This window comes from Synechocystis sp. PCC 7339, from assembly GCF_019924095.1.
Classification (GTDB): domain Bacteria; phylum Cyanobacteriota; class Cyanobacteriia; order Cyanobacteriales; family Microcystaceae; genus Synechocystis.
This window is the reverse complement of the sequence record NZ_CP063659.1, coordinates 2,186,573-2,210,703: the sequence shown is the minus strand read 5'-3', so window position 1 is coordinate 2,210,703 and position 24,131 is coordinate 2,186,573. Positions and strand designations below refer to the sequence as shown.

General features: G+C 49.7%; 15 protein-coding genes. 7 read left to right on the top strand and 8 right to left on the bottom strand.

Features of this window, described 5'->3' with window-relative positions; all coding sequences use genetic code 11:
* Positions 1–35: 35 nt before the first annotated feature.
* On the top strand, positions 36–1,439 hold the full coding sequence (locus IQE94_RS10505; RefSeq protein ID WP_212718060.1) for a glutamate decarboxylase: 1,404 nt from the start codon (positions 36–38) through the stop codon (positions 1,437–1,439).
* Between the two features lie 12 nt (positions 1,440–1,451).
* Here IQE94_RS10505 and IQE94_RS10500 read toward each other — a convergent pair whose 3' ends face one another.
* A complete protein-coding gene (locus IQE94_RS10500; RefSeq protein WP_223341876.1) occupies positions 1,452–2,654 on the bottom strand; it encodes a class I SAM-dependent methyltransferase in 1,203 nt (400 codons plus the stop codon).
* Positions 2,655–2,758: 104 nt separating this feature from the next.
* Positions 2,759–3,511 (bottom strand): HAD family hydrolase, encoded by a 753-nt coding sequence (locus tag IQE94_RS10495; RefSeq protein WP_223341875.1) that lies wholly within the window; start codon positions 3,509–3,511, stop codon positions 2,759–2,761.
* Positions 3,512–3,671: 160 nt separating this feature from the next.
* On the opposite strand from IQE94_RS10495, the gene IQE94_RS10490 reads away from it, so the two are divergent.
* Positions 3,672–4,238 carry a 5-formyltetrahydrofolate cyclo-ligase gene (locus tag IQE94_RS10490; protein WP_223341874.1) on the top strand — a complete coding sequence of 189 codons (567 nt, stop codon included), beginning with the start codon at positions 3,672–3,674 and terminating at the stop codon, positions 4,236–4,238.
* Between the two features lie 266 nt (positions 4,239–4,504).
* Here the strand turns inward: IQE94_RS10490 and IQE94_RS10485 are convergent, their stop codons facing one another.
* The 4 genes from IQE94_RS10485 to glnA all read right to left on the bottom strand — a co-directional run bounded on the left by IQE94_RS10485 (position 4,505) and on the right by glnA (position 12,015).
* Entirely contained in the window at positions 4,505–5,035 is a 531-nt protein-coding gene (locus IQE94_RS10485) for an FKBP-type peptidyl-prolyl cis-trans isomerase (RefSeq protein WP_223341873.1), read from the bottom strand.
* A 49-nt stretch (positions 5,036–5,084) separates the two neighbouring features.
* The gene (locus tag IQE94_RS10480; protein WP_223341872.1) at positions 5,085–6,053 is read right to left on the bottom strand and encodes a PleD family two-component system response regulator; all 969 of its coding nucleotides are present in this window, start codon (positions 6,051–6,053) and stop codon (positions 5,085–5,087) included.
* Between the two features lie 2 nt (positions 6,054–6,055).
* Complete coding sequence (gene hik14, locus IQE94_RS10475; protein ID WP_370630541.1) at positions 6,056–10,417, bottom strand: high salinity-induced biofilm formation sensor histidine kinase Hik14; 4,362 nt, start codon at positions 10,415–10,417, stop codon at positions 6,056–6,058.
* A 176-nt stretch (positions 10,418–10,593) separates the two neighbouring features.
* The gene (glnA, locus tag IQE94_RS10470) at positions 10,594–12,015 is read right to left on the bottom strand and encodes a type I glutamate--ammonia ligase (RefSeq protein ID WP_212718046.1); all 1,422 of its coding nucleotides are present in this window, start codon (positions 12,013–12,015) and stop codon (positions 10,594–10,596) included.
* A gap of 210 nt (positions 12,016–12,225) precedes the next feature.
* Here glnA and IQE94_RS10465 point away from each other — a divergent pair, with 210 nt between their 5' ends.
* Entirely contained in the window at positions 12,226–12,747 is a 522-nt protein-coding gene (locus tag IQE94_RS10465; protein ID WP_212718044.1) for a GNAT family N-acetyltransferase, read from the top strand.
* Between the two features lie 144 nt (positions 12,748–12,891).
* Here the strand turns inward: IQE94_RS10465 and IQE94_RS10460 are convergent, their stop codons facing one another.
* Positions 12,892–13,845 (bottom strand): NAD(P)H-dependent glycerol-3-phosphate dehydrogenase, encoded by a 954-nt coding sequence (locus IQE94_RS10460; protein WP_223341870.1) that lies wholly within the window; start codon positions 13,843–13,845, stop codon positions 12,892–12,894.
* A 132-nt stretch (positions 13,846–13,977) separates the two neighbouring features.
* Positions 13,978–19,335: a CHAT domain-containing protein gene (locus IQE94_RS10455; protein WP_223341869.1), complete on the bottom strand. Its 5,358-nt coding sequence runs from the start codon at positions 19,333–19,335 to the stop codon at positions 13,978–13,980.
* Positions 19,336–19,625: 290 nt separating this feature from the next.
* Between IQE94_RS10455 and IQE94_RS10450 the strand changes: the two genes are divergently transcribed.
* The 4 genes from IQE94_RS10450 to IQE94_RS10435 all read left to right on the top strand — a co-directional run bounded on the left by IQE94_RS10450 (position 19,626) and on the right by IQE94_RS10435 (position 24,114).
* Positions 19,626–19,898, top strand: coding sequence for a hypothetical protein (locus IQE94_RS10450; RefSeq protein WP_041425911.1), 273 nt, complete (start codon positions 19,626–19,628; stop codon positions 19,896–19,898).
* Positions 19,899–19,920: 22 nt separating this feature from the next.
* Positions 19,921–20,703, top strand: a complete 783-nt coding sequence (locus IQE94_RS10445; RefSeq protein ID WP_212718041.1) for an ABC transporter ATP-binding protein — start codon at positions 19,921–19,923, stop codon at positions 20,701–20,703.
* A gap of 162 nt (positions 20,704–20,865) precedes the next feature.
* The gene (locus tag IQE94_RS10440) at positions 20,866–22,239 is read left to right on the top strand and encodes an MlaD family protein (RefSeq protein ID WP_223341868.1); all 1,374 of its coding nucleotides are present in this window, start codon (positions 20,866–20,868) and stop codon (positions 22,237–22,239) included.
* A 135-nt stretch (positions 22,240–22,374) separates the two neighbouring features.
* Positions 22,375–24,114, top strand: coding sequence for an ATP-binding protein (locus IQE94_RS10435; protein WP_212718037.1), 1,740 nt, complete (start codon positions 22,375–22,377; stop codon positions 24,112–24,114).
* The last annotated feature ends 17 nt before the right edge of the window (positions 24,115–24,131 follow it).

Sequence of the window (24,131 nt, the reverse complement as noted above, 5' to 3'; positions counted from 1 at the left end):
AGTTAATCCCTATTGGCAAAATCGTCATCATCATTATGGTCCATAAAAAAATTGACCTCAGCCAACTCAGCCCAGCGGAAAGCCTACTCACCCCCACCTATGCGGCCCGGGGTTTGGCCAATGCCGTCAGTAAATATGAAATGCCGGAAACGGAAATGCTACCGGCGATCGCCTATAACCTTATCCACGATGAATTGGGACTAGATGGTAATTCCCGTTTAAATTTGGCCACCTTTGTCACCACCTGGATGGAGCCGGAAGCTCGGCAACTGATGGCGGATACCTTCGACAAAAACATGATCGATAAGGATGAATATCCCCAAACCGCTGAAATTGAGTTGCGTTGCGTCAATATTTTGTCCCGACTCTGGAATGCTCCGGAAAATGCCGAAGCCACTGGTTGTTCCACCATTGGATCCAGTGAAGCGGCTATGTTGGGGGGCATGGCCATGAAATGGAAATGGCGGCAACGACGACAGGCCCAGGGTAAACCCACTGATCGTCCTAATTTGGTTATGGGCATTAACGTCCAGGTTTGTTGGGAAAAATTCTGCCGTTACTGGGAAGTGGAACCCCGCTTTGTGCCCATGGAAGGCGATCGGTACCACATCAGCCCAGCCGAAGCAGTGAAGCTCATGGATGAAAACACCATTGGTGTGATTGGTATTTTAGGCAGTACCTTTGACGGCAGTTACGAACCCATCGAAGCGCTGAACGATGCCCTAGAAGAATTGAACCAAAAAACTGGTTGGGAAGTACCACTCCATGTGGATGGGGCCAGCGGCGCTTTCATTGCTCCTTTTTTAGACCCGGATCTCCGGTGGGATTTTCGTTTACCCTGGGTGAAATCCATCAACACCTCTGGTCACAAATACGGCTTGGTTTATCCGGGGGTCGGTTGGATTATCTGGCGAGATAAGGAAGAATTGCCGGAGGAATTAATTTTCCATTGCAACTATTTGGGGGGAGATTTACCCAACTTTGCCCTCAACTTTTCCCGCCCCGGCAACCAAGTGGTGGCCCAGTATTACAACTTTCTCCGCCTGGGCAAAGAAGGTTATCGTAAAATCCAACAAACCTGTCGAGATACGGCCCTCTATCTGTCTGGCAAAATTGCCCAATTAGGTCCCTTTGAACTGCTCACCGACGGTGGCGATATTCCCGTATTTGCCTGGAAGCTTAAGGATGAAGTGTTAGCCAACACCTCTTATACCCTCTACGACATGGCCGATAAATTGCGGGAACGGGGTTGGTTAGTGCCGGCCTACCGCATGCCCAAAAATCGTGAAGATTTGGTGGTGCAACGCATTGTGGTTAAAGAGGGTTTTAGTCGGGATATGGCCGATCTTTTATTAACGGACATGGAAAGGGCGATCGCCTATTTTGCCAGCCAACCGGATCACAAACCGAAGCAGGAAGGCTCCCACTTCAGCCATTAGGCAACTAATTTATTAAGCATCGGGGGGATTAACAGGGAAGAAAAATTCTACCCCCTGGTCAATCAAATGCTGATTATTGGCCAAGATTTCCCGCTTAAAGTTCCAAGCTAGAACGTAATAAATGTCGGGTAAACTGGTTAGCTCTTTTTCGATCAAAAGCGGAATGTGCATACCAGGGGAAACCAAACCCCGCCGTAACTCATTTTTTTCCACCAAATAATCTAAATATTGGGTGCCAATGCCAAAGTAATTGAGCAACGTATTACCCTTAACCGGAGCACCAAAGCCCCAAATGGTTTTACCGGCTTGCTTAGCTTCGTCTAGATAGGCGAGGTTTTCCGCCTTCATGGTTTCAATGCGTTGGGCAAAGTCGAGGTAGGTTTGGTAATCATTGCTTTTTTCATCCACTTCTGCCTGACGCATGGCCTGGAGCCGTTCTGAAGGTTGTCGTTTGCCCTGGTGGGTGACAAAACCGACAATGGAACCACCGTGGATAGGAGCGAGGTAAGCATCGAACATGGATAGCCCATGGCGGTTGAGCAACACTTCAATGGTTTGGAGGTTGTAGTACAGCAAGTGCTCATGGTAAATCTGGTCGAAAGCCAAGTTTTCCACAATGCGTTTCATATACAAAAACTGCACCACAAATACCCCATCCTTGGCCAAGGCTTCCCGGATACCTTCGGTGACGGAGTGGAGTTCTTCGAGATGGAAAAAGACCCCTGCCGCATTAATGGCGGAAAATTTACGCCCTAACTTTTCGACTACTTCCAAATTGAAAAAATCATTGAGGGTGGGCACCCCGGCATCGTTGGCAATTTTGGCGGTGGTTTTGGAAGATTCTACCCCCAGCACGTCATAGCCCAGGGCTTGGAAATGCTTTAACTGGGTGCCGTCGTTGGAGCCGATGTCCAGCACGGATTTTCCTGGGGTGTCGGCAAAAAAGCGTTCATCCACTTCCTGGGCAACCCGTGCAAAGTGATCACTGAGGGATTTGGTCACACCGGACAGATAGGTGTGGTCCCCAAACATAATTTCTTTTTTAACTGTGTAGTCCAATTGCACCGTGCCGCAGTCCTGGCAGTATAAAACCCGCAGGGGGTAATAGGGTTCCTGCCCCACTTCCGCCGGGGTGAAAAAATGGTTACACCAGGGTTGTTCCCCCAAATCGATCGCCAAATCTAGACGGGTAGAATCACAAACACGGCATTGCATAGGGGCTAACCAAAAAAACTAAAAACCAGGACTCTGGGCAAGACAGGGCTATCTTCCCACGTTTGTTGTCTCGGCTCAAGCAACGGCGAGGCTGTTGGGCCCGTTCAGGGCTGGCATTGAATTTGCTCTAAATCAGCAATGGTGACATCAGCCCCCAGGAGGTTGCCTTTGGGGTAGCCAGGCCAGTGAATGGCGATCGCCCCTTGGGCATTGGCCCCTTTGGCCATGGTGATGTCTCCCTGGGCATCTCCAATCATCAAGGTGTGTGCCGGTTTCACGTTCAACTCCCGGCAGGTTAAAAGGTATAAAGCTGGATCGGGCTTACTGAGTCCTTGGTCAGACCCCTTGGCCACGTCCACTAAGTTTTGCAATTGGTGATCGGCAATGAAGCGTTCCACACTCCTTTGGCGGGCGGCGGACAAAATGGCAATTTTCACCCCTTGGTTGCGCCACTTTTGGAAGCAATCCAGCACAGTGGGGAACATGGGACAGGTGTCAGCATTGGCCACAATTTGGCGATCAGCTTGGTCAAAACATTGGTTAGCCATCTCTAAACTCTGGAACCAGCCATGGCCCTGTTCGGCAATGTAGCTAGCGGCGGCAATGATGTTATCCCGACGACTGCCCACCGCCATTAATCCCCCTGGGTCCAACTGGGCACTGCCCCGGTTAAAACCAAAGGCCCCGGCCAGGCGATCGCCAAAATTTGATGCTGGTATTTCCTGCTCCAATAGGGCCAACCTCGCCACAGTAAGTTTTTCCAGATAAATTTTGGAATTTTCCAGGGTGCCGTCCTTATCGAAAATGAGGGCTTGGATCTGGGTAAAAGTTTTGTTTTGAACGGTGATGTTAGCCAAATTAACTCCTACAAACGGCGATCGCCTGAATGGTACAACCAGGATTAAATATTATGGGCATCAGTAGCGGGAGCAATCCACTACAATCGACCTAATTCTAAGACGTGGACAACACCGCCAATTTTTCAATCTTTGCCTTTCTGGGCCAACCTGGAGGTTAGTGGACAAAGCACAATTACGAACTAAGTTATTACAACAGCGACGGCAATTGCCTGAGACTCAATGGCAACGTCAAAGCCTGGAACTGTGTGCCAACCTCCAGCAATGGTTAGTGTTCCAGCAGGCTAGTCGAATCTGTGCCTATTTCAGTACCCAACGGGAAGCAGATTTAGAGGCATTGTTTGATCGCCTGGGAAAGACAAAATGTTGGGGATTTCCCCGCTGTGGGCAAAAAAATTTGCTTTGGCATCCCTGGCAATGGGGACAACCGTTAACCACCGGAGCCTATGGCATTAAAGTGCCCACCGATCAGACGGAAATCTGGTCACCAAGCACAGTGGATTTACTCCTAGTACCTTGCCTAGCAGGCGATCGCCAAGGATACCGTTTGGGCTATGGCGGTGGCTATTATGACCGACTGTTTACCGATCCCTTCTGGCGGGCCGTGCCCAAGGCTGGCATCTTATTTGAGGCAGGGCTGAGGGAAAAACTCCCCCACGACCCCTGGGATGTTCCTCTGCAAGCCCTAGTGACGGAAAAGCAGATTATCGAAATTGAGAGTTGTTAAGAGGGATTTTCTTCGAAAGAAGGGCTGAAAGGTCGCCATTTTCCCCTAAGAGCCGGTTTGTAAGGTCTTATTTTGCCACCTAAATCTCCTCACAGCTCCGCAATTCTGGGGGATTTCGCCTCTGTTTCCCCCCAAATTTGGGGGGTCAGGGGGGCTTTTCAAACACGCTCTAAAACTCCCGCCATACTGGGGATTTTGATTTTCCCCAAAATTAGGAAGCAAGGGGGCTTATCCAGTTCCGTTCTAGGACGAAAATCCGCCAAAAATCATTTAATACCAAGCAATTCCACTTCAAATTCCAGAGTGGCATTGGGGGGAATTACACCGCCCGCTCCCCGGGAACCATAGGCCAAATCCGGTGGAATAATTAGTTTACGCTTACCACCCACCTGCATGGTGGCCACCCCTTCATCCCAACCTTTAATCACCTGGCCGACGCCGATGGTGAAGGTAAAGGGTTTATTGCGGTCAACGGAGCTATCAAACTTAGTGCCGTCGGTGAGGCGACCAGTGTAGTGTACTTCTACCTTTTGGCCCTTAGTGGGGCTGGGGCCTTCCCCTACCACTTCATCGATGTATTGCAATCCAGATTCGGTGGTGACAATATTGGCGGAATTTTCGGCAGTCATAGGAGATAGTTCTGGGGCTTGTAGGGCAGAAGCTTGGGCAATTTGGACTGGGTTAACTTCCTGGGGAGCGGCGATCGCCGGAGGGGACGATTTACCAAAAATGGCCACGGAAACTAACACCAAACTAAAAAAAGCAACAACAGTGAGACTAATGAGAACGTCACGCATAGCGGTAAAAAATTTCATCAAAAAACAGCTCAGAGTAGCGTTGGCCTGATTATCCCATGGCTTCTTCCCCCCATCGACCACTGACCAAACGATTGCGCCCCTGGGCCTTGGCTTCGTACAAATATTTATCCGCCGCCGCTACCAACTGTTCCCAACTGCTACCTAGGCAGGGAATGGTGCTGGCACAACCAATACTCAGGGTGACATGGCTGGCGATCGCCGATCGGGCGTGGGGAATTGCGAGGCGAGCAATTTCTGCTTGGATGTTTTCCCCGATGTGAATAGCTCCTTCGAGGTCTGTGTTGGGTAGGGCCATCAAAAATTCCTCCCCACCGTAGCGGGCAGCCAAATCCTTGGGACGGTGCACCACTCTGCTTAAGGCCTTGGCCACCTGTTGTAAACAGTCATCCCCTCCCTGGTGACCGTAATGGTCGTTATAGTTTTTGAAATAATCTATGTCACAGAGCAAAATAGAAAAAGGATACTGTTCTCGAATTGCCTCGGGCCATTCCGTATTCAAAAATAAGTCCAACTGGTGACGGTTTGCTAACTGAGTTAGTTGGTCGATTTTGGCTAACCGTTCCAACATTTGGTTGGCGGATTCCAGTTGGTGTTGCAGACGACTTTGATAGAGCAAACGTTTTACCCTCTGCCGCAGTACTGCCCAATGAATTGGTTTGGTCACATAATCGATTGCCCCCGCCTCAAAGGCCCGATCCACCGAGGTCTCATCATCTAGCCCTGTAATCATTAATACTAATGGAGACGGGTTTTGATAATTTTTCATCAGGGCCTGACAGCAGGCAAAGCCGTCCATGACGGGCATCAGAGCATCCATTAGTACCACTTCTGGCTTGATTTCGGCAAATTTGGCCAGGGCTTCTTCTCCATTTTCGGCCAGCTCTACCCGGTGTCCTTCTTTTTGTAAATAAACCCGTAGTTGCATCCGCATAAAACCATCATCGTCCACCACTAGAATGTTTGCGGCAGGGGTTTCCGTTGGCTTAGGCAGATTCATAGCTAGGGAATAAGAAAGGGAGCAAGGGCTTCCACCACAGCGCTGTGTAATTGTTGGCAACGTTCAGCCAGTTGAGTGGGATAATCTGAACTTAGTTTACCTGATCCAGCATCCTTTTCTAGTTGTTTGCAGAAAGCAGATAAATGCTGGGCTCCGAGGGAGGCACTACTGGATTTGAGAGAATGGGCAGTGCGTTTGACCACATCTAAATTCCCTCTCTCTAGCCCTTGTAGCAATTCCTCCATCAACTTTTGACTTTCCTGGCAGTAACACACCACCATTTCCCTAAACAGGGCCAAGTCGCCGTCACAGAGTTCGTCCCGCAAAAAGGCGATCGCCGTAGGATCAAGGGGAGACAGGGTCGCATCGGTGGGTTTGACGATGGTTTGTTCTTGTACGGTCATAATATCGACCTCTGGGGTAACGGTATCTTCCCCAGCTTGGGGAGAAGCCATCAAGACCGGAGTATCTTGTAATACTTTTCGTAGTTGGGCAATAGAAACTGGTTTACTAATATAGCCGTCCATGCCGGCATTCAAGCAGTCCTGGCGATCGCTGGGCATGGCATTGGCGGTTATAGCCACAATGCGAGGTTGACGTTCCGGCGGGAAGGTTTGACGGATGTGGCGGCAGGCGGTTAAGCCATCCATTACCGGCATTTGCATATCCATCAAGATTAGGTCATAGAATTTTTTCTCCAAGGCGTCGATTACTTCCTGGCCATTATTGGCGATCGCCACGGGATAACCCAAATTATTTAACATCTGGTGGGCCACCTTTTGGTTAACCAGATTATCTTCTGCCAAGAGAATTCGTAGGGCTGGTTGCAGACTGGTGATGTTGTCTTCCGGGGGAGGGCTATCCCCGTCTAGGATAAATTCCGGTAAATCCAACCGATCAAACTGGAGGGGATAATCCGCCAGATCCACCGACCCCTGGAAAAGGTTGACTAAAGTTTCAAATATCAAGGATTGGCGCACCGGCTTATTGAGCACTGTTTGAAATATAGATAAGTCATCTGTACCAAAGGACAATCCAGAAGAAAGCAAGATCATAGGTAAATTTTTTCCCTGGGCAAACTGTCGCAGATGGTACGCCAGGGTGATGCCGTCCATATGGGGCATTTGTAAATCTAAAATGGCCGCATCCAAGTCCGAACAACGGGCAAACCAATCCAGGGCTGACTCCCCACTGCTAAAACAATGGCACACTAACCCCCAGGTCTGGCATTGCTCCTGCAGAATCCGTCGGTTAGTTTCGTTATCGTCCACAATCAACACCTGTTTGCCCTTCATCTGTTGCACTGAATCGGCTTCGGCCAAAGCGGGGGCCTGGGCAGTGGTGAGAATACAAAAACAAAAATTGGAACCGACCCCTGGTTTACTGGTCACCGTCAGCACTCCTCCCATCATTTGAGTTAGGCGTTGGCTAATCACTAAACCCAACCCTGTGCCGCCATATTTCCGGGTGGTGGAAGAATCCACTTGGCTAAAGGATTTAAACAAACGGTCTTGACGATCCACCGGTATGCCAATGCCCGTATCCCTGAGGTTAAAACAGATGCGATGGCTAGGATGGGGTAAATTCAAAATGGTGTGGTACGACTCTTTGGGGTCAAAGGGTTCCGTTTTCACTGTCAGCACTACTTCCCCCTTTTCGGTGAATTTGAGGGCGTTGCCGATTAGGTTAGAGAGAATTTGTCGCAATCGTACCTGGTCTCCCAGAATACGGGCAGGGGTTTGGGGGTCAATGCCATAGGTCAATTCCAGATTTTTAGCCCTGGCAATGGGGCCAAACATCTCCAACACCATTTCAATTAGGGGTCTTAGTTCAAATGCCTGGGTTTCCAGTACGAGTTTATCGGCTTCAATTTTGGAAAAGTCGAGGATATCGTTGATGATGGTCAGCAGGGTTTCTCCACTTTGACGGATGGTTTGGACGTAATCTAGTTGCTGTAGGTTTAAATCGGTCATTGTCAAAAGTTCTGTCATGCCAATGACCCCGTTCATGGGGGTGCGGATTTCATGGCTCATCATGGCCAGGAATTCACTTTTGGCGCGGTTGGCGGCTTCGGCAGCCCATTTGGCTTTTTCCAATTCCAGGTTTTTCTGGGCCAATTCCCGACGACGTTCCCGTTCCTTTTCCAACAGGGCCGCTTGGGCTAGGGCGATGCCCATTTGCTCGGCGATCGCCTCTAGCAACTCAATTTCGTCGGCAGTCCAAACCCGTTGTCGGTCACACTGGTGCAGGGCAATGATGCCGTTAGCTTTGCCTTGGTAGGAAGTGCGCACTGCCAAAAGGGATTTTACTTGGAACCGTTGGTAAAATTCTTTGGTTTTAGTGGATCTTAAATCCCGGTCTAGATCCACCACCGCCATGGCCCGATCGCCTTGGATGATAATCTGGTCATAGGCGTGTTCCACCGCAACTTCTCCGGCCAACAAAGAAGTAAATTGCCCTCCCAAATACTCCGCCACCACGGGTACCTGTACAGTCGTAGCTTCCGAGTAGTGGTGGATGAGGCAACGGCTCACCGCAAAAACATTGCCCACCTGGCGGGCGGCGGTTTGGAAAATTAAAGTTGGTTGCAAGCTCCGGCGGATTTCCTGACTAATTTTCCGCATTAACAAAATTTGATTGAGCTTGTTCTGCAGAATTTCCTGGGCTTGTTTACGGTCAGTGATGTCCAGGCAAGAGCCCACGTAGCCCATAAATTTGCCGTCTTCTAGGTAACGGGGCACCCCCACATTGACAATCCAACGGTATTGTTGATCTACCCTACGGTAGCGATATTCCAATTCAAAACGTCGGCGATCGCCAAAGGCTTGGTAATAAACCCCCAGGTAATGGCCCTTATCGTCGGGGTGAATGCCTTCTAGGTAACCATTGCCCAATTCCTCCGCCTGGGTGGACCCCCGAAATTCTAGCCAGGACTGATTGACAAAGGTCATTTTTTTGTCCTGGTCCGCTACCCACAGCATAATGGGGGAGGTGTCCGCCATCATCCGAAACCGGGCCTCACTTTCCCGCAAACTTTTTTCCGCCTGTTTGCTAGAGGTGATTTCAAAGCGGATGGCTAGGTATTGATAGGGTTTACCATCGTCATCCAAAAAGGGGACAACGGTGCTATCCACCCAATAGGTATTACCGGCTTTAGTTCTATTGTTAATTTGTCCGTGCCACACTTCCCCGGCTCTGATGGTCTGCCAAAACTGCTGAAAAAATTCCTGGGAATGGTAACCGGAATTGACTAAACGGTGGGTGTTGCCAATTAGTTCTTCCCGACTATAGCCAGACACTTCCACAAATTTCTCGTTAACGTAGGTGATGACTCCCTCGGTATCGGTGATGGCCACAATGGCCGCCTCGTCCAGGGCGGTTTTTTGGACAGCCAATTCGTGGAGGGTAGATTGTAAATACTCTTCAGCTTTTTGTTGTTGTTTGATTCGTTCCGCCAACTCCCGGCCATGTTTACTGCTTTTTTGGAGATAATGAACGGCGATCGCCACCGCCCAGGCCATGAGCAAACCACTCAACAAAGTCCATCCTGACCAAAAGGAATCGTACTGGTCTAGCAGAATTGGCCCCGGCACCAATTGCAGTTGCCAACGGCTAGTCATGGCTTCTGCTTGGGTCAAAGAATCGGCCCACTCTAATTCTTGATTAACCACAATATCCTGACGCCAATGGGCAGGGATATCGTCATATATGAGTTGATTATCTTCAAAAATACGTAGGCCAAAGCTTCGTAGACTGCCATCTGGGCCTGGTTTCTCACTGGATAGGGGGCGAACAGCGTCGATAAACTGATTGAGTTGGAAAACCCCCACCACAAAACCGTCAAATCTATCTTCAATAAATAGAGGCACGTACACCAAAAGCCCCTTATCTCCCCCATCCAAATCCACCACTCTGCTGATGATGGTAGTTTTTTGCTTCGCTGCTAATTCTAGGGATTGGATTTGCTCGGAATATTGGTTAGCATCGCCAATCTCCTGCTTATTACCGGGCAATGGTTCCACCCACCGCACCACAAATTTTGAATCTACCCATTGGATTGCCTGGTAACCACTGAAACTTTCCGCCTGGGCCCTGGCATCCAACGCCCAATCTGTTTGCTCAGTTCCCGCTGGCGATCGTTCCCAACGTCCGGCCATCTGCTCCAATTGACGGATATGGATATTGAGTTGATTTTCAATTTGTTCGTGGATATTAATCAGACGATTGGTCAAAACTTGTTTTAGTCGCTCTTGAACTTGGTTGTAGAGAAAAAACCAAGTAGTGACAGTCATTACCGATAGCCCTGCCCCGATCAGAATTGGTAGTAGGGGGGAAAGTAGCAGACGGCGCAGGGGAGATTTCATTGACATCACGATGGCACTAATAACCATGATAAATCCCTATTCAGACCATTGATTAGACTCAACAAATTTTTCCAAAAGAGAAATCGCCCCCCAGACTCCCCCCACAGAGAAAGTGTCCGGTTGGCGATCGCCGTTTAATTTTTAATCGGTTCTAAAACCCGATGAGGCGAACTGACTTAGCAGTCGTAGTACAAGGAGAACTCGTAGGGGTGCGGACGCAGACGCATGGGGTTCACTTCGTTGTCGAGTTTGTACTCAATCCAACTTTCCACAAAATCAGCGGAGAAAACCCCGGTACCAGTCAAAAATTCATGGTCTTTTTCCAACGCTTCCAAGGCCGCTTCCAGGGAGCCAGGGGTGGAAGGAATTTTTGCCAACTCTTCCGGGCTAAGGTCGTAGATGTCCACATCCAGGGGTTCGCCGGGGTCAATCTGATTTTTAACCCCATCAATGCCCGCACAGAGCATGGCCGCAAAAGCTAGATAGGGATTGGAGGTGGCGTCGGGGCAACGGAATTCCAGACGCTTGGCTTTGGGGTTACCACCGGAGAGGGGAATCCGCACGGAGGCAGAGCGGTTACCTTGGGAATAAGCCAAGTTAACGGGGGCTTCAAAACCGGGCACTAGGCGCTTGTAGGAGTTAGTGGTGGGGTTGGTGAAGGCCAAGAGAGCGGGGGCATGTTTCAAGATCCCGCCGATATACCACAGACCCATCTGGCTAAAGCCGGCGTATTTGTCCCCAGCAAAGAGGGGTTGGCCATCTTTCCAGAGGGACTGGTGCACGTGCATACCGGAACCATTATCGTTGAAAATGGGCTTGGGCATAAAGGTAACGGTTTTGCCGTACTTCTTAGCCACGTTTTTGATGACATACTTATAGATCATCAAGTTGTCAGCGGAATTGACCAACTTGTCGAACTTGATGCCCAATTCGTTTTGACCACCGGAAGCCACCTCATGGTGATGCTTTTCAATGGGAACGCCAAAGGCCGCCATGGTGAGCAACATTTCTGTACGGATATCCTGGGCGGTGTCGGTGGGAGCAACGGGGAAATAACCCTGTTTGTAGCCTGGTTTGTAGCCGAGGTTACCCCCCTCCTCTTCCCGGCCGGTGTTCCAACGACCTTCAACGCTGTCGGCAAAATAGTAGCTGGAGTTTTCCGTTTGGCCAAAGCGAATGTCATCGAAGAGGAAAAATTCGGCTTCTGGACCAAAATAGACGGTGTCGGCAATACCGGTACTGCGGAGATATTCAGCGGCTTTGGCGGCAATGGTGCGGGGATCTCGGTTATACCATTCCCCGGTGCGGGGCTCCTTGATACTGCAAATCATGGTCAAGGTCGGTTCTTTGCAGAAGGGATCGATGGTGGCGGTGTTTGGGTCGGGCACCATGCACATATCCGATTCGTTAATGGCTTTCCACCCCCGGATACTGGAGCCATCAAAGGGAATACCTTCGCTAAAGGAATTTTCGTCAAGTTGGTCGTAATAGAAGGAGCAGTGCTGCCAAATTCCCGGCGTGTCAATAAACTTGAGGTCGATAATTTTAATTTTTTCGTCTTGGATCCACTTGAGGACTTCCTGGGGGGTTTTAGCCATTTTTTCTCCTTAGTGCAGTCAGATAAATTACGATTTTGCGCTGCGTCGACTATCCATCGTAAAGAGTCAAGTAGTTAGAAAATGTATTTTTCGCTACCAATTTTTCTAACCTCGTTCTGGCGATCGCCTAGAAATGACGGAAACCACCGCAAATCCCATTAACATTTAGATTAGTGCCCATATCAACCCCGCAAGTACTTAAATATTGCTGTGATCCCATCTGACCTTTTCCTACGGGATGCCATCATTACGGATTTAGATTCTATTGTTGCTATCTACAATGCCAACATTCCCCAAAATGTAGCCACCGGCGATACCGATGCAATTACGGTGGAAAGCCGTAGTCAGTGGTTTGCGGACCATGGGCCAGACACCTATCCCCTCTGGGTGTTGGTAACGGAGCACAGACAAATAGTAGGTTGGTTGGGTTTTCAGCGGTTTTATGGTCGCCCTGCCTACCATCGCACTGCGGAGTTGAGCATTTACCTTGACCCCCGCTGGCATCACCGGGGCTTGGGGCAATATCTACTCAAAACGGCGATCGCCAAGGCTCCCCAGTTGGGGCTGAAAACGTTGCTGGGATACATTTTTGCCCATAATCAGCCCAGTATTCGTTTGTTTCAACGCCACGGCTTTGAGCAGTGGGGTCTATTGCCCAAGGTGGCGGAGTTGGGGGGGCAGGAACGGGATTTGTTAATTTTGGGATTACGTCTCAAAAGTTGTTCAGGGTAACCGTTGCCCCCGTCGCCATGGAGCCGCTTGAACTTCAGCAATGGCAAAGCTTTGAGCTAGATTTTACCCCCAATGCAAAAATCGCCTTGTTCAGACCCCTTAGCTCGGTTTAAATCACCCTGTTGATGGGGGAACACGGCCTTGTCAAAGATCAAAGTCTTCAAATTCTGCTTTTAATTCCCTTTCCATCAATGCTTCCACTGCCTGGGGCGGAGTAATTTTTCCGTGGAGCAAACGGTAAACCTGTCTAGTGATGGGCACAGCAATTTTTTCCCGATTGGCAATTTTTATTAGTACGTCGGTGGTGTTAACTCCTTCGGCGGTGCCTCCCAGATTGGCTAAAATCTCCTCCAGGGCTTGGCCTTTGGATAAACCATAACCCACCCGATAATTACGGCTGAGCATACTAGAGCAGGTGGCCAATAAATCCCCTAACCCTGCTAGGCCCCAAAAGGTGTCCGGTTGGGCCCCAAAATGTAAACCCACCCTAGTGATTTCCGGTAAAGCCCTGGTGATGAGGGCAGATTTGGCATTAGTACCTAGTCCCAACCCTTCGCATACTCCCACGGCGATCGCCATGACGTTCTTCAGAGTGCCGCCTAATTCGGTACCCAAGGGATCATTGTTGGTGTAAACCCGAAAGTTATCCGCCGCAAAAATAGTTTGGATTTCCTCCGCCGCGGCTTGGTCACTACTGGCCACCACCGTTGCCGCCGGCAGGCCCTGGTCAATTTCCTTTGATAAATTTGGCCCCGACAAAACGGCGATCGGCTGGGAAGGTAGGGACGCTTGCCAAATTTGGGAAGGGGTAGCCATGGTTTCGGGGTCTAAACCCTTAGTGGCCGTTACTAAAATAGTCCGCTTCTGGAGGTTCATGGCCTCTAACCTGGCCGCCACCGATGGCACCCCCTTAATGGAAACTGCCGAGACAATCACATCTGCTCCCGCCACCATGGATTCTAGGCTCTGCGGCGATCGGCGAGACCAAACTTGGGTGGGAATGTCATTATTGTTCAACACATAGGTAAGACTAGAGCCCCAGGCTCCGGCCCCCAACAAAACAACTTGGGGGGGAGTATTGGCATTGGCAAAGGACATGGTAGTTTTTCAGTAATTCGTCTTCGCCTCCATTATGGCCACGGATCGGCACCCCCAGTGGCCTCAGCGATTACAAATGGGCATATGGGTTAACGGTGAAGCAAAGGAAATGGGCTTACTGAACTGAGCTTGTTACCAGGGACTCCCCACCAGGGTGAAGCCACTCCAAAAATAGGGATGACTTAAATCCTGGGTTGCTAAGCGTTGCCGAATATCCAGCGGTAGATCCACCAGGGAAATATTTGTGCCATCCCCAAGGATCAAATTGTCGTCCACAACTTGAATTTCTCCCTTGAGCAGACTTAGTTGGGCCTGTTGTAAAGCCTTGGCCTTAATAGGGGCCGGTTGGAGTTGATCATAGAAACTGGTCATCAAGGCAAAAGTCCCTTCATCACTGACGTACCACAGGCTACCGATCGCCGTTTTGACTCCGGTTTTCACCGCCAGGCCAGCAAAGCCCAATTCAGCGTCGAAATCCCCCACCGCAGTGCGACAGGCCGATAGCACCATCAAATCAATGGGTTTATCTAAACCAACGTTGGCGAATTCATCTAAATCCAAAGACCGATCACTGAAGACCACAAAGGAATTGTTGCGATTACCCGGTAAAAACTCACCATGGGTAGCCAGATGTACTAGGCGATATTCTTTGGTTGCCAAGGACTGGATAAAGTTATCCACTGTGAATTGATCATTGAGAAATGGAGTGCCTTTCCACAACTGTTGGGCAATGGTATCCACTTCCACCGCCGCCGCTGGCAATGGACTTTGGTTGGCAAAAGTTTCCGCCCCCATGGCCAATATCTGGGCCCCATTTAGAGAAGCATAATCCCGGTTCGTCAAACTCAAACTGGGCATTAGCCCCACGCTATAATCCTCAACTAAATATTTATCCGATTGGCGATCGTACATTACCGCCATCGGCAAAGAACGTAATCCCCGGTCGAGAATAAAGCTGATATTTTCAATTTTTCTATCCTCCAAAATTGGCTTAATTGGCCGGATAAACCAGTCATATAACTGGGAAGCTTGAGATTGGTAATTATCTCCCCGACCCGGAGCAGTTAAGTTTCGGTTCAAAATTTCCACCTGACGGACTACTTCTCGGCGGCTGACATTGAGAGGAATGGGCTGAGCAATGCCATCTGCCGTGACCAACACGATTACTAATTGATCATCCGGTTGTGGATCATTATTAGAAGGGATAATCAGTTGCTCAGTGGATGCAACTTGCCAATCATTAATTTTGGGATAGGAAGCCAAGGAGGGAATGGTCGGCCCACTATTAGAAGAAAATTGCCATTCGGGAAGATTTTCCCCTGCAGTTCCCGGAGAATAAAAATAGATATAAACCAAGGCAGAGTTTACCCCAGTGTTGAGATTTAACTCCTGTAAAACATCAACAGGGTTGACCAGTTCAATATTAATGTTCAGATTAAGGTGACTAATAAACTGTGCAGAAATTCCTTCCTCTACATTTTCATTAAGTTGCTGTTGTAACACAACCTGATTGGAAGGGATGTTGACCCCAACATTGGTGCTGAAAAGATTAATACCCGGAACTATGTCTTGGCTCTGAATTTCCAGACTGGGGGTATTGGTAACAGTAGAACGCTCAATATCAAACGATATCTGCCTCTCATCATCGATTTCTTCAACATCTGGAGAAGTTGGAGGCTCGACGGGTATGGGAGGAGTTAGCGGCTCAGGTTCAGGTTCCGGCTCAGGTTCCGGCTCAGGCTCGGGTTCCGGCTCAGGCTCGGGTTCAGGTTCCGGCTCAGGCTCAGGTTCAGGTTCCGGCTCGGGTTCCGGCTCCGGCTCAGGTTCCGGCTCCGGCTCGGGTTCAGGTTCCGGCTCAGGTTCCGGCTCGGGTTCAGGTTCCGGCTCAGGCTCTGGCTCCGGCTCAGGTTCCGGCTCAGGTTCCGGCTCAGGTTCCGGCTCAGGCTCGGGTTCAGGTTCCGGCTCAGGTTCAGGTTCCGGCTCAGGTTCAGGTTCCGGCTCGGGTTCAGGTTCCGGCTCTGGCTCAGGCTCGGGCTCAGGCTCGGGTTCCGGTTCAGGCTCAGGTTCCGGCTCGGGCTCAGGCTCAGGCTCAGGTTCTGGCTCAGGTTCTGGCTCAGGCTCAGGCTCAGGTTCGGGCTCGGGTTCCGGTTCAGGTTCCGGTTCAGGTTCCGGCTCAGGTTCCGGTTCAGGTTCCGGTTCAGGTTCCGGTTCAGGTTCCGGTTCAGGCTCCGGCTCAGGTTCCGGTTCAGGTTCCGGTTCAGGTTCCGGCTCAGGTTCCGGTTCCGGTTCCGGTTCCGGCTCAGGTTCCGGCTCAGGTTCCGGTTCAGGTTCCGGTTCAGGTTCCGGTTCAGGTTCTGGCTCAGGTTCTGGCTCAGGTTCTGGCTCAGGTTCTGGCTCAGGTTCCGGCTCAGGTTCCGGTTCAGGTTCCGGTTCCGGTTCTGGCTCAGGTTCCGGCTCAGGTTCCGGCTCAGAATCAGTGGTTATGAATATATTGCCCAGGGTAAAAGTATCAAAAATTGGCGGTGTGCCAATTGGGACAGTGTTATCTTCTCCCGAACTAATTGCCCCCAGAGTTCCATTGGTAATGGGGTTGCCGACGATGAAAGGTTCAGTTCCGCCAAATTGAATATAGACGTCTCCACCTCCATCATTTGTGGCGCCAGCGGTGTAGATACTAAAAGGCCCTTCTGAACCAATAAAGAAGCCATCGATCGCCCGAAAATAACGAGCAGCTTCAACATAGACGTCACCGCCTGTACCTTCAACTCCTTTGGTAAACAAATAATTAACTTCAATGTCTCCCCCTGACTGAATAAAAATATCACCCCCATTGGCCGCCGAGGTATCTATGTAGCCAGTAGTAATATCTCCCCCCGCTTGCAGAAATACATTCCCCGGCTCTCCATCGCCTCCAGTGAATATGTAGGAACCAATTGAAATATCCAGCGGAGCCTCAACATATACCTCTCCACTAGTTTCACTTCCAAAGGTATCTAAATAACTGATTATCCCCACATTTTCACCGGCTTGAAAGAAAATATCACCCCCATTTTTGCCAGCGGTGAATATGTAATTCGTTGTGATATTACCATCCGCTGTGAGGAAAACATTTCCCCCTGTACCATTAAACAATACGCCTGAATAGGCTCCGGTGTCGATGAAGGCTGTGGCAATATCCCCTTTACTTTGGATAGAAACTGCCCCTCCCAAGCCTCCTATTTCGACGCCATCTCCAAATCCCCGGGCATCGATATAAGAAGTATTCGTATCTCCACCGGAAGACAGGGTAACCTTACCGCCATTAGATCCCGATGTTTCTATGTAACCAGTGGTGAGATTATCGCCGGCATTAAGAAGTACATACCCTGCAGACCCACTGAGTGGAGATGTAACTATTGATCCGGTAGAAATATTGCCCAAAGCCTGTATATCTACATTCCCGCCCTTAGTATTAACATTCCCAAAGGAAACATTCTGTTCGGCATCAAGCAGTACATCGGATGCAATTTCCACTGCACTAAGGGAAGAAGATGGTTGGCTCACAATATTTTGGGCTGCCTGAACTTGCAGACCTCCATTAAGTAGAATATTGTTGGTGAAAACCACCGAGCCGGCGTTACTTGTCAAATTAACTGGTTGTAATCCATAGAAAACCCCGTCGAAAATTTGATTTCCCTGGGTAATAATGTTATTGCCAACATAAATTTCCGTAGCAGTGACACCGAAACTTTTTAAGGGAGTAGTGGTGCCCGCACCGTCGTCAAAATAGACAAAGTTGGCATTGGCTAATAAGTCAAATCCGCCGTTGACAGACTTACGAAAATAAACGTCGTATCCCGGAGCATTAAATGTTGTGTTGGCGTTGAGTTGAATTTTATTATCAAAATCTAAATTGGTGAAAGGAGAATTTACTAATGTATTGCCAGTGGTAATAGGGCCTGTGTTGGCAAAAATGATTGAACCTGTCCCTAAAAAGACCGGTGCCTCTAGGGTGACTAGGGATGAATCAAAGGTGAGATTGTTAGGGGAATCCGTGGCAAATATTGGCTGACTTACAGCGATTGATTTGTTTGCCTGAAGGACAACATTGCTTGAAAGTAGATTACTTTCAACGGTAGAAGCGGAGATAAGGCTAGGGTCGACGTTGGGGTTATCGACAAGACCAACAATCAATTCCTCCGGATCCAACAACCAAGTACCGGTTTCCCCCATGGTGGCCAAGGTATTAACCCTGGCAGTATCGTCCACAATCAAACTTTTGGCGCCGGAGGTTTCCACCAAGCCGCCGTCTCCTCCCATGGTTCCCCCCTGAGCTGAAATGGCGCCGCCAAAACGAGTAGAATCATCGGCCCAGACAATTACCGTTCCCCCATTTCTTGCTAGCAGACCATCGGCTTTAATCACTGAATTTCCGTCTACCAGGGTTTGGACTGCGGTAGGGAGGGAAGGTTGCCCTTGAAAATCTCCCCCGATTCGCACCGTGCCGCCACCACCATTACCAGAAACATCGATCGCCGCTCCTTGTAGTGCTATTTGATCACCAACGATCGCCACTTGGCCACCGGTGGCCAAGACGGAACTTGTATTGCTAGCATCAATGGCGCCCGACAGAGTGACGGAACCGGGTAGGGGGGAAACCATCGTGTTCGTGGCATTTTGGGTCACGGTACCATCAGCTTGTACTGCTAAACCCAAATCGAGATTGCCTGCTCCCTGGGTTAATAGGGTGGGCAGATCCAACACAGAAAAGGAGCCCCCCTGATTCATTTGGGGAGAAACTTCCACTTCCAAACTCAGCAGACTACCGGGCTGGGAAATGCGAATACGATTTTGCCCCGGCACTGCGGCGACGGTGATATTGCCCCCAGGGGCTGTCAGCGAACCAGTGTTAACCACATTGCCTGCCAAGAAGGTGAGGTTTTTACCCTCCGTTACCGACAAATCCCCCGTATTAATAATCAAACCTGGGTTCGCTAAATCAAAGGCAAATTGGGTCGGGCTACCCACCAGCGCCCCATAGTCATTGTCGGCGATCGCCTGGAACCACTGATCATTACCAAAACCGATCGCCGAACCAGTGGTGACCACAAAATCCCCAGGTACATTGATGCTGGCATTGGGGCCAAAAATCATCCCCGCCGGATTCATCAAAAATAAATTGGCATTGCCCCCACTTACCTGAATGAGACCATTAATAATCGAAACATCACCCCCCACCACCCTAGTGAGAATATTGCGGATGTCAGGGTTGGATAAAAAATTGGCAATCTGATTTTGATCTAAACCAAATTGTTGCAAACTGTGGAATAAATTTTGCCCATCTCCTGACAAACTACCCCCACCAATGTTGAATTGATTACCCTGGGTATCAACGGTGGTGCCAGTGCCATCGTTCGCCGCAGTGACATTTTGGGCTAGGGTATGGGGGGCAAAACCATACAAACAGGCTAGTAAAGTTAGGCAAAAGAGGCGGAAATTATGGTGCAACACAGCAATTGGGGGCGAAATGAACGATATTTCCACGACAAAGCCCAGGGTAGGGACTTTTTGGCCAGTCCATTATAGCCACCCCTTAGGGGGAGTTGGCCATGAACAAAAGTAAATTATTTTTGATCGCCTCCCTCGTCTCCAACTGTTGAGTTCAGCTAAGTTCAGCCAAGAAACGCGAAAAGTGTTTTATTTGAGCATCTGTTTTCAGGAAACTAGTTAAGATGTGGAAGGGAAAATTCCCCTGAATATAGTTCTAGATTGCTCTTGGAGTGTTATTTACAGGCATTGCTATGGAAAATATTGTCAATAATGTGGAAGAGTATCTGTTATCGAGGGAAGAACGCATTCTCCAGGTGCGTAATTTAGTGGAAACCCTCCGGGCCGCCGAAGAAATTGCCAAGCAGGGGTATTTAATCACAAGTTCAGAGTTGGCAGATTTGATGGATATCAACCCCAGTGCCGTCACCAGCCGGGGGGATCATTGGTCATGGCGCAACTGGGTAGTTTCCAGGGTGAGAAGGGAAGGGAACCAAATTCTCTGGCAATTGGAGCGGGTGGATTAGGGCTTTGGCGGGATTATCCAAGATGACGGAACCCCTTATTGAACTCCGGGGCATTAGTAAATCCTTTGGCGATCGCCAAATTTTGGACAATGTGGATTTAGACCTCTACCCGGGGGAAGCATTGGTGGTGATCGGCCCATCGGGCACCGGGAAGTCAACCATTTTGCGGATCATCGCCGGACTATTGCCACCGGACAGTGGACAGGTGCTAATCAAAGCGGAACCCCGCCGGGGTTTGGTGGAGGACGACAATGAGCGCATCCGCATTGCCCTAGTGTTCCAACAGTCAGCCCTATTTGATTCCCTGACAGTGGCGGAAAATGTCGGCTTTTTCTTGCTGGAGCATTCTTCCTTATCCAGGGAAGTTATCCGGGAGCAGGTGGCCCACAAACTGGCCCTGGTGGGGTTAACGGGCATTGAAGATTACTATCCGGCCCAACTGTCGGGAGGGATGCGTAAACGAGTTAGCTTTGCCCGGGCGATCATGTCCAATCCCCATCAACCGGAGGACAACCCAGAGGTGATTTTGTACGATGAACCCACCGCCGGTTTAGACCCGATCGCCTCCACCGTCATTGAAGATTTGGTGCGGAGGTTACAAAGATCTCCGGGGGGGTGCGGCACCTATATTATGGTGAGCCACCAGGAAAGCACCATTCGCCGGACAGCGGATCGGGTGGTGTTACTCTACGATGGCAAAATTCAATGGCAGGGGCCAGTCAGTGCCATCGACCAGACCGATAATCCCTTGGTGCGGCAATTCTTTGAAGCAAAAGTAGATGGTCCCATTCGCATTTTGGATTAACCAATACGGCGGTAAGATGGGGGAACCCGTTGGCTCCTGACCGTTTCCTAGAAAAAGAGGCGATGGTGGACTGGCCTAATTTTTTGAACGTTCCTACCGGCAAGGAACTCCTCCCCCCCTAGGCGAATCGCTTTATTTTTCGGCCCTATTGAGACATTGCGTATGCTCAGACCCCGCACCATCAAAGAAGGATCCGTTGGTCTGTTTGCCCTATTGGGACTATTTATCATTGGTGGCATCGTCCTATGGCTAAGGGGGGGCGGTTTTGGCAATCCAGGCTATGAAGTGTTGGTACAATTTGGCGATGCCAGTGGGCTCCAGGTGGGGGGGGCCGTGCGTTACCGGGGAGTGCCCGTGGGTCGGGTGGCCAAATTAATACCTGGCAGTAACGGAATTTTGGCCCAGTTAGAAATCAGTTCCACCCAGTTGCGTATCCCCGCCGATGTGCAGGTGGAAATCAGTCGCTACGGTTTATTGGGGGAAGCCGCCATTGATATGATTCCCGATCGCCAATTGTCCGATGCGGCCCTGGCCTTAGACCCCCTTAGCGCCGACTGTCCCGAAAGTGGCAAAATTCTTTGCAATGGCGACGAGTTGAAGGGGCAAGCGGGGACTCAATTGACCAACAGCATGGCTCGTTTAGCCCAGGCCTATAGTGAGCCGCAGTTTGTGGCCGACATTAACGCCACTGTGAAAAGTGCCAACCTGGCCGCAGCCCGCATTGCCACCATGAGCGCTGAAATTACTGCCCTCAGCAAAACCGCTAATCAACAGGTGCGGGGTTTTGGCCGTACTTCCGAGGCGATCGCCAAAGCCGCTGATAACGCTTCCCTGTTAACCAGTCGAGTTAATCAAGTGGTGCTGACCAACCAAGACCACATCAACCGCACCATCGAAGAAGCTTCCCTGTTAATGGTTAACCTCAACCAACTGGTGGGGGAAAACCGAGCCCAGGTCAATCTCACCCTGAAAAGCATTGAAACCACCAACCGGGACCTCCAGGCGATCGGTCGAGAAATCCAAACCGCCGTCGCCACTGTCAACCAGGGCCTAGCGGTGATCGATGCCCAAAAAGTAACCAAAGACTTGGCCCTGCTGATGGAAAATGCGGCTGTCACCAGCAATAATATCCGGCAAATTTCCGCCGACCTCAATGACCCCACCTTGATGCTAACCCTCCAGCAAACCCTGGATGCGGCCCGACTCACCTTTGAAAATGCCCAAAAAATCACCAGTGATGTGGAGCAATTAACAGGCGATCCAGCTTTCCGTAACAACCTGAGAAAATTGGTGGATGGCCTGGGGCAATTGGTGTCCTCCACGGAAAATCTCCAAGACCAGGTTTACACCGCCCACACCCTGGAGCGCAGTGGGCAACAATTACGCTTTCAGCTTGATCATCAACAGCAATTGGCTTCCTACTATCAACAATGGGGGGCCCTTAACCCTGTCCCCGTTTCCACCTCCCCAAGCCCCCTCGCTCAACCAACCAAGATTAAACCTTCCCAACCCCAAGAAAATCAGGGGAAACCATGAGGGGTTACACGGTAAACTTGTCAGTTTTTCCTATCCCAGCTCCGTTGTCATTGTGGCAAAATAGTACCAACGCTAAGGTTTGAGTATTAACCGATGGCAAAAATTGCACCCCATTTTTGACTCGCCCCAGAATTTATGCCAGACCACGCCCTCGGCTCCGTTACCCAAGGTTCCCTTAGTAAAGGCTTGGAAGTGCGTCTCCATGCGGATGTTTCCGTGGAAGAAATGCGGGTGGGCAAATTTTTAGTTATTCAAGGTCGGCGATCGCGCTTTTTTTGTTTGCTTACCGATGTTTCCTTGGGCACTGCTAATCCCCGAATTTTGGCCAATCCCCCCCACATTAACGATGATTTTTTAATTGATGTCTTGGCCGGCAGTGGTACCTACGGCACTTTAGAATTGGCACCCATGTTGATGTTAACGGAGTCGGCCACGGAATCGGGTTATGGCGAAAGTTTAACTGAACAAAGTAACGGCCACGGCGATCGCGAAAGTAATGGCAATGGCCTGGCATCCTACCAAGCTAACAGTAATGCCGAGGTGGAATTGTTGCCGGTAAAAACTATTCCTGCCCACTTTAGCCAAGTATTTGAAGCCAGTGAAAGGGATTTTCGTTTAGTGTTTGGTTGGGAAAATGATCCTTTTCGGCGCAATTTTGCCATTGGAGAACCGTTGGACATGGCGGTGCCAGTCTGCTTAGATTTAGACCGTTTTGTGGAAAGGAGTAATGGAGTTTTCGGTAAATCGGGCACCGGAAAATCCTTTTTAACCCGCTTACTTATTTCTGGCATTATCCACAAGCAAGCGGCGGTCAATTTAATGTTTGACATGCACTCCGAGTATGGTTGGGAAGCAATGAGGGAAGGCAAAACCGTTTCCACTGTTAAAGGTCTGCGGCAACTATTTCCGGGGGAAGTGGAGATTTTTACCCTCGATGCGGAATCCACTAAACGACGGGGGGTAAGGGGAGCCCAGGAACTCTATTTAAGTTTTGACCAAATTGAAATTGAAGATATTCGTTTAGTCGGCTTTGAGTTGGGTTTGTCGGAAGCGGCGTTGGACAATGCCAATATTTTATTTTCTGAATTTGGCTCTGGTTGGATTTCCCGTTTGTTGGTGATGACCAATGAAGAAATTAAGATTTTTTGTGAAGAAAAACAGGGCCACCCCGGTTCCATTATGTCTTTGCAACGAAAATTGAAACGACTAGAAAATTTAAAGTATCTCAAACAAGTCAGTACCCATAATTATATTGACCAACTGTTGCAATGTTTGGAAGCAGGGAAACATGTGGTGATTGAATTTGGCTCCCAATCCAATTTGCTTTCCTATATGTTAGCCACCAATATGATCACCCGGCGCATCCATGGTATTTACGTTAAAAAAGCAGAAAAATTTCTCCAAACTAAACACGTTGGCGATCGCCCGAGGCAATTGGTGATCACCATTGAAGAAGCGCACCGCTTTTTAGACTCCGCCATTGTCCATCAGACCATTTTTGGTACTATTGCCAGAGAAATGCGTAAATACTTTGTCACTCTGCTGGTAGTGGATCAACGGCCATCGGGCATTGACAACGAAGTCATGTCCCAAATTGGTACCCGCATTACTTGTTTACTCAACGACGAAAAGGACATTGAAGCAATTTTTACCGGGGTGGCGGGGGGGCAAAATTTGCGTTCCGTCTTGGCCAAGCTAGATTCCAAACAACAGGCTTTGGTATTGGGCCATGCGGTACCCATGCCGGTGGTGGTGCGTACCCGTCCCTATGACCAACAGTTTTACAGTGAAATTGGTTGCCAAGATTGGCCAAACATGACCGATGCTGAAGTATTGGCCGAAGCGGCGATCGCCAGGGAGGATTTAGGCTTTTAGAGATTCACCAGGGGGAA

What these genes read in the sequence shown, in the direction of transcription:
- IQE94_RS10435 (WP_212718037.1), top strand. Translation starts at nt 22,375, where the DNA reads ATGCCAGACCACGCCCTCGGCTCCGTTACCCAAGGTTCCCTTAGTAAA.
- IQE94_RS10480 (WP_223341872.1), bottom strand. Translation starts at nt 6,053, where the DNA reads ATGAATCTGCCTAAGCCAACGGAAACCCCTGCCGCAAACATTCTAGTG.
- IQE94_RS10500 (WP_223341876.1), bottom strand. Translation starts at nt 2,654, where the DNA reads ATGCAATGCCGTGTTTGTGATTCTACCCGTCTAGATTTGGCGATCGAT.
- IQE94_RS10440 (WP_223341868.1), top strand. Translation starts at nt 20,866, where the DNA reads ATGCTCAGACCCCGCACCATCAAAGAAGGATCCGTTGGTCTGTTTGCC.
- IQE94_RS10450 (WP_041425911.1), top strand. Translation starts at nt 19,626, where the DNA reads ATGGAAAATATTGTCAATAATGTGGAAGAGTATCTGTTATCGAGGGAA.
- hik14 (WP_370630541.1), bottom strand. Translation starts at nt 10,417, where the DNA reads ATGAAATCTCCCCTGCGCCGTCTGCTACTTTCCCCCCTACTACCAATT.
- IQE94_RS10505 (WP_212718060.1), top strand. Translation starts at nt 36, where the DNA reads ATGGTCCATAAAAAAATTGACCTCAGCCAACTCAGCCCAGCGGAAAGC.
- IQE94_RS10460 (WP_223341870.1), bottom strand. Translation starts at nt 13,845, where the DNA reads ATGTCCTTTGCCAATGCCAATACTCCCCCCCAAGTTGTTTTGTTGGGG.
- IQE94_RS10485 (WP_223341873.1), bottom strand. Translation starts at nt 5,035, where the DNA reads ATGCGTGACGTTCTCATTAGTCTCACTGTTGTTGCTTTTTTTAGTTTG.
- IQE94_RS10445 (WP_212718041.1), top strand. Translation starts at nt 19,921, where the DNA reads ATGACGGAACCCCTTATTGAACTCCGGGGCATTAGTAAATCCTTTGGC.
- glnA (WP_212718046.1), bottom strand. Translation starts at nt 12,015, where the DNA reads ATGGCTAAAACCCCCCAGGAAGTCCTCAAGTGGATCCAAGACGAAAAA.